We start from the raw sequence: 5,467 nt of genomic DNA on the forward strand, positions 1-5,467 counted from the left end.
CGTCGGAGAGCAGCCAGAGCCGCGGCAGGCCCGGCACCGGGCGCAGCCGGCGGGCGGCGGCGGCGAGGCTCGCGCTCATCCCGCCGCGCCACGCGGTGGCAGGCGCCGCCCCGTTCCGGCCGGGCGCGTTCCGCGGTAGCCTGCCGCCATGTCCGACATTGCCGCCAACCTCGCCCGCATCCGGGAAAGGATCGCCGAAGCCACCGCCCGCGCCAACCGGCCTGCGGGCAGCGTCCAGCTCGTCGCCGTCTCCAAGACCCATCCGGCGGCGGCGGTGGCCGAGGCGCTCGGCGCCGGGCAGCGCCTGTTCGGGGAGAACCGGGTGCAGGAGGCGGCCGGCAAATTCCCCGGCCTGCGCGCGGACTGGCCGGAGCTCCGCCTGCACGTCATCGGCGCGCTGCAGACCAACAAGGCGCGGGATGCGGTGCGCCTGGCCGATGTCATCGAGAGCCTGGACCGGCCGAAGCTGGCCGCGGCGCTGGCCCAGGCCATGCAGGCGGAGGGGCGGCGGCCTGAGCTGCTGGTGCAGGTGAATGTCGGGGAGGAGCCCCAGAAGGCCGGCATTCCCCGCGCCGAGGCGGCGGATTTCCTCCGCGCCTGCCGGGAGGAGCACGGGCTGCCGGTCACCGGGCTGATGTGCATCCCCCCGGCCGAGGGCGACCCCCGGCCGCATTTCGCCTGGCTGGCGGAGCTGGCGGCGAAGCGGGGCCTTGCCGTGCTCTCCATGGGGATGAGCGCGGATTTCGAGGCGGCGATCGCCTGCGGCGCCACCCATGTGCGGGTGGGCTCCGCCATCTTCGGCGCGCGGGGCTAGAGCAGATCGCCCCTAGAGCAAACTCCGATCAGATGGAATCCTCTGGTCGGAGGTATTTGCTCGCTATACCAACAACCTAGAGCGGGCTCCGTGAGCCAGTGCGAACGGAAACCGCTCTAGGGCGGCATCGCCGAAGGCGTGAATCTGCTCTGCAGACAAAAGCGTAGAGCGTTTTCGGTGAACGCATGTGAACCGAAAATGCTCCAGAAGCCCCCCGCGAAGCCACTGATTCACTGAATTCCCGGGGCCTCGCCGGGCCTTCCGCAGCCGGCCTGCGGAAGGGCAATGGGCTGCCCGATGCCGGCCGCGCTACGCGGCGCGGCGGGTGGAGGCGGCCATGAGCAGCAGGCCGGCGACCAGGAAGCAGGCGGTGGTCGGCAGCACCAGCCCGGCATAGCCGCTGATCGCGCCCAGCAGGGACAGCCCCCCGGCGACGGGAATGGCATTGTTCATCACTGTCCTGAACGTGTCCTGCATGGCTCCGATTCTCCCGGTTGGCCGTTGCGACGGCGCGAGAGAATGCCAGGGCACGCCGTAACATGTCCAGGTGTTCATATCGTGGCCATCACCTCGATGCCACGAAGCTGGGGGAGAAGGGCCCGCAGCGCGCCTTCCGGCAGGGCGATGCAGCCCTCCGTCGGCGCCAGATCCGGCCAGGCCAGATGGAGGAAGATGGCGCTGCCCCTGTGACGGATGACAGGGGTGTCATTCCAGCCCAATACGCCGATGATGTCGTAGAGCCCGTCCTCCCGCCACAGCACCTCGTGCCGGGCCGGGTGGGGCAGGCGGATGCGGCGGTTGTAATCGGGGTGGATGGGGTCGTCGCACCAGCCATCCTCGGGCGCCAGCGGTTCCACCGGCACCAGCGCGACGGGCTTCGGCCCCCGGTCGGCACGCCAGAGGATGCGACGCAGGGGCAGGCGGCCGACCGGGGTGGCGCCATCGCCTTCCTGCTTGTCGGCCCGGATGCCGCCGCGGCCGAGGGCGCAGCGCCAGGTCTCGCTACCGAGCCGGAGCAGCCCGTCCGGCGTGCAACGGGCCCAGCCTGAATCGGGAGAGAGGGTCATGGTTCCGAGGCCGTCCAAGCTACGTGTTTTCCCCAGGGGCAGAGGCGCGCGCAGGGGTTGTATTCTTCTGGAGTCGATACAACTTTATGTCGGCAATTTCACATTTCCGTGCTTCTCACGTGAACGTGAGTTTGGTAGATTGTATCCGTTCAGGCGATGCCTTGGACGTCTCCTCCCAGTGATTGGATGCCGCAACATGGTGTTGGGCATCCCGATCACCACTCGGGGCCGCTGGGATACCGGCGGCCCCTTTTTTTGTCCAAGATTTGGCGTGCGGCCCAGCCGCCTCACGCCCCGCGACGGGAGCAGCTCAGCACCCCGGCCAGCACTGCGAAGCCGATGGCGCAGAGCAGGGCGGTGCGCGGCCCATCCTCACCCGCCACCTGGAAGCAGATGCCGACCACGGTGGTGCCGAGGGTGGTGCCGAGCAGCCGCGCCGTCGCCTGCATGCCGCCCGCGCTGCCGGCCCGGGTCTTCGGCGCGGCGCCCAGCATGGTGCGGTTGTTCGGCGTGGTGAAGCAGCCGAAACCGGCGCCGCAGAACCACATCAGCCCGCCCAGCGCCAGCCCCCAGCCGGCCAGCGGCGCCAAGGAGATGACCGCCAGCGCGCTCGCCAGCACCGCCATGCCGATGCCGCCCAGCACCCAGCTCGGCACCCGGTCCGAAAGCTTGCCGGCCAGCGGCGCCGACAACGCCATGCCGAGCGGCCATGGGGTCATGACAAGGCCGGTCATCACCTGGCTGAACCCCTCCCCATGCAGCAGGAAGGGCAGGGAGACGTAGCTGGCATACCAGGCACCGAAGGCGGAGATGGCGGCCAGCACCGAAAGCGCGATGATACGGATGCGCAGCAGGTCCACCGGCAGCAGCGGCGCCGGGCGGGAAAGCTGGCGCTTCACCAGCACCGTCCCCGCCAGCGCCGCCGCGGCCATCAGGGCCAGCGCCGGCAGCGTCTCATGCAGCAGCAGGTCGAGGCCGAGGAAGAACAGGCCGAGCGTCGCCACGTTCAGCGCCGCGCTCGCCAGGTCGAAGCGCCGCCGCGTGCCGGGATGGTTCGGCAGGGTGCGCAGCCCGATGGCGATGCCGATGAGGCTGACGGGCACGTTCACCGCGAACAGCACCGGCCAGGGCGCGACCGCCAGGATAGCGGCGGCGAGGCTCGGCGCGGAGGCGCCGGAGACCGCGACCACCATGGCATTGATGCCGAGCGCCTTGCCGAGATCCTTCGCCGGGTAGGTATGGCGGATCATCCCCGCCGTCAGGCTCATCACCGCCGAGGCGCCGAGGCCCTGGAGGATGCGGAAGCCGAGCAGCGCCTCGAAGCTGCCGGCCATGGCGGCGCCGAGGGCGGCGCCGGCGAAGAGCACGAAGCCGCTGAGGAAGACCCGGCGGAAGCCAAGCGATTCCCCCAGCGAGGCCAGCGGCAGCAGGGTGGTGACGACGGTGAGCTGATAGGCGTTCAGCAGCCAGGTCGCGGTCGCCGGAGTGATGCCGAGGTCGTGCGCGATGCCGGGCAGCGCCACGTTCAGCATGGAGCTGTCGAGCACCGTCATGGCGATGGAGAGGGAGATGGCGATGACGGACAGGGTGCGCCGCGGCTGCGGCAGGCCATCGGCCTCCGGGGGCACGGCGGCGGGGGCCGCGCGCGATTCACCGATCGTGTCTATACGTTCCTCCCGCCGATCGAAGCCGTGCTTCGGCGCCTTGTCGCGCCGCCGGCCCCCGCTGTCCAGGCAGCCAGCCGGGGCGGCGGGAGGCTACTCGGCGGCGATAGCCTGCGGCACCCGGGGCAGCGCAACCCCGACCAGCGCGTCGCGCGTGACGAGGGCGGCGAGCTGGTCCTCCGACCAGCCTTCCGTCCCCTCCGGCCGCAGCGGCAGCACCATCCAGCGGAAATCCGCGGTGCTGTCCACCACGCGCAGCTTCACCCCCGGGGCAAGCTGGGTGCCCCATTCGGCGAGGACGGCGCGGGGTTCCCGCACGGCGCGCGAGCGGTATTCGAAGCTCTTGTACCAGCTCGGCGGGTAGCCCAGCACGGCGCGTGGGTAGCAGGAGCAGAGGGTACAGACGACCAGGTGATGCAGGTCCGGCTTGTCCTCCAGCACGCCGAGCGGCGGCGCGCCGGCCATGGAGACGCCCATGCGCTCCGCCGCCTCCGCGCCATTGGCCAGCAGCAGGCGGCGCCACTCCGGGTCCAGCCAGGCGCGGGCGACCATGCGGGCGCCGATCTCGGGGCTGGCGCGGTCGGTGCTCGCCTGGCGGTCGACCAGCTCCTGCGCGGTGATGAGGCCCTTGGCGGAGAGCACCGCCAGGAGCTTCTCGAGATGGGCGAGGCTTTCGGGGCGGGCCGGGGCGCTCATGCCGCCTTCTCCTGGTTGGTGGCCGGTTCCAGCCAATGCTCGAAGATCTCGACGAGAAGAGAGTCCCCCGCCTCGCCCTCGTTCCAGATCGGCGGCTGGTCGAACAGCACGTGGTACAGCACGCGCTGCGGGGCCGGGCGGCCGAAGGCCAGATCCTCCGGGTTGCGGAAGCTGCCCAGCACCGCCTGCACCGTGCCGGTGCGGCCGCGCAGGTAGTGCGGCGTGCGGATATGGGCGGAGGGCAGGCCCGAGGGCTGCGGGTGCCGTTCCGGCCAGAGGTATTTCACCCGGACCCGGTCGCCGGCCTGGAAGGTGTTCACAGCTTGGCGCAGCCGGTTCAGCCCGCCGTGCCCTTCGGCCCTCCGGTCATCGGGCGCGCTCATCGCAGCTCCTCCGCCGTCACCACGCCTTTCTCCAGCAGCAGGGTGGTGATGCTGGTCAGCCAGCGCTCGTAATAGGTGAGGGAGAAATACTCGCCCTCGGGGATCGCCTCGATGCCGCGGCGGAGCTCGTCCACCGTCATGTAGCCCTTCTGGGCCAGCACCTGGCGGAGCGCATCCACCTTCTTGCCGAACTCGTCGGGCGGCGCCTCGTCCCGCTCCACCGGGGTGCAGCGGAAGCGGCTGAGGCCGCCCATGTCGTGGATCGCGGGGGTGGGGGGGGTATCGCTCATGCGGGCAAGGCTAGATCAGGTCCGGCTGCGGCGTAAACGCCGGAGCGGCTACTTCACCTCCTCCTCTGCCGTTACCCCGAAGATCTCGCTGCGGCGGAGCCAGCCGCGGTAATCGGCGACCTGCACCTCGCACCAGGGGCTGCCCGCCTCGCAGCGGCGGAGGCGGCCGACCACGCCGGGGCGCAGCCGGGCGACGGGCGCCGCCTCCTCCTCCGGCGAGCGGCGCAGCACCCGTTCCTGGCCCTGCACCAGAAAGCTGCGGCGGCTGGTCAGCAGCGGGCGCTGGACCCAGCCCTCGGTGCCCTCGGAATCGCGGATGCGGCGCCAGTGCTGGTGCTCGTCCACGATCTGCACCGGCAGGTCCTTGCGCTGGTAGGTCCATTCGATCGGGTAGCGGAGATCCGGTCCCACCCGGAGATTGACCTGGTTGGAGCCAAGGGCGGCGAAGCGCGGCAAGGGCAGGCCGGTGGCGCTGCCCAGGCGGGGCTGGGGCGGCGGCGGCGGTTCGGCGGGCGGGGTAGGGGGCCGGATGGCAGCCGCGCCCGCGGCGGCC

At 71.2% G+C, this 5,467-nt stretch carries 8 protein-coding genes; 1 reads left to right on the plus strand and 7 read right to left on the minus strand.

The window, feature by feature from the left end; genetic code table 11:
* The first annotated feature begins 148 nt into the window (after positions 1-148).
* The gene (locus NJ376_RS28130; protein ID WP_252956668.1) at positions 149-814 is read left to right on the plus strand and encodes a YggS family pyridoxal phosphate-dependent enzyme; all 666 of its coding nucleotides are present in this window, start codon (positions 149-151) and stop codon (positions 812-814) included.
* Positions 815-1,123: 309 nt separating this feature from the next.
* Here NJ376_RS28130 and NJ376_RS28135 read toward each other — a convergent pair whose 3' ends face one another.
* The 7 genes from NJ376_RS28135 to NJ376_RS28165 all read right to left on the minus strand — a co-directional run.
* Positions 1,124-1,291: a hypothetical protein gene (locus tag NJ376_RS28135; RefSeq protein WP_252956669.1), complete on the minus strand. Its 168-nt coding sequence runs from the start codon at positions 1,289-1,291 to the stop codon at positions 1,124-1,126.
* Positions 1,292-1,365: 74 nt separating this feature from the next.
* On the minus strand, positions 1,366-1,881 hold the full coding sequence (locus tag NJ376_RS28140; protein ID WP_370288762.1) for a L,D-transpeptidase family protein: 516 nt from the start codon (positions 1,879-1,881) through the stop codon (positions 1,366-1,368).
* A gap of 287 nt (positions 1,882-2,168) precedes the next feature.
* Positions 2,169-3,509, minus strand: a complete 1,341-nt coding sequence (locus tag NJ376_RS28145; RefSeq protein WP_252956671.1) for an MFS transporter — start codon at positions 3,507-3,509, stop codon at positions 2,169-2,171.
* Between the two features lie 129 nt (positions 3,510-3,638).
* Positions 3,639-4,241 (minus strand): nitrile hydratase subunit alpha, encoded by a 603-nt coding sequence (locus NJ376_RS28150; RefSeq protein ID WP_252956672.1) that lies wholly within the window; start codon positions 4,239-4,241, stop codon positions 3,639-3,641.
* Positions 4,238-4,624, minus strand: coding sequence for an SH3-like domain-containing protein (locus NJ376_RS28155; RefSeq protein WP_252956673.1), 387 nt, complete (start codon positions 4,622-4,624; stop codon positions 4,238-4,240). Before NJ376_RS28155 ends, NJ376_RS28150 begins: the two co-directional genes overlap by 4 nt.
* Positions 4,621-4,914 (minus strand): SH3-like domain-containing protein, encoded by a 294-nt coding sequence (locus NJ376_RS28160; RefSeq protein ID WP_252956674.1) that lies wholly within the window; start codon positions 4,912-4,914, stop codon positions 4,621-4,623. The genes NJ376_RS28155 and NJ376_RS28160 overlap by 4 nt, the downstream gene beginning before the upstream one ends.
* Positions 4,915-4,962: 48 nt before the next feature.
* Positions 4,963-5,467: SH3 domain-containing protein (locus tag NJ376_RS28165; protein ID WP_252956675.1), on the minus strand; the 505-nt coding region annotated here is incomplete at its 5' end.

This window comes from Siccirubricoccus soli (genome assembly GCF_024178315.1).
GTDB classification, from domain to species: Bacteria; Pseudomonadota; Alphaproteobacteria; order Acetobacterales; family Acetobacteraceae; genus Siccirubricoccus; species Siccirubricoccus soli.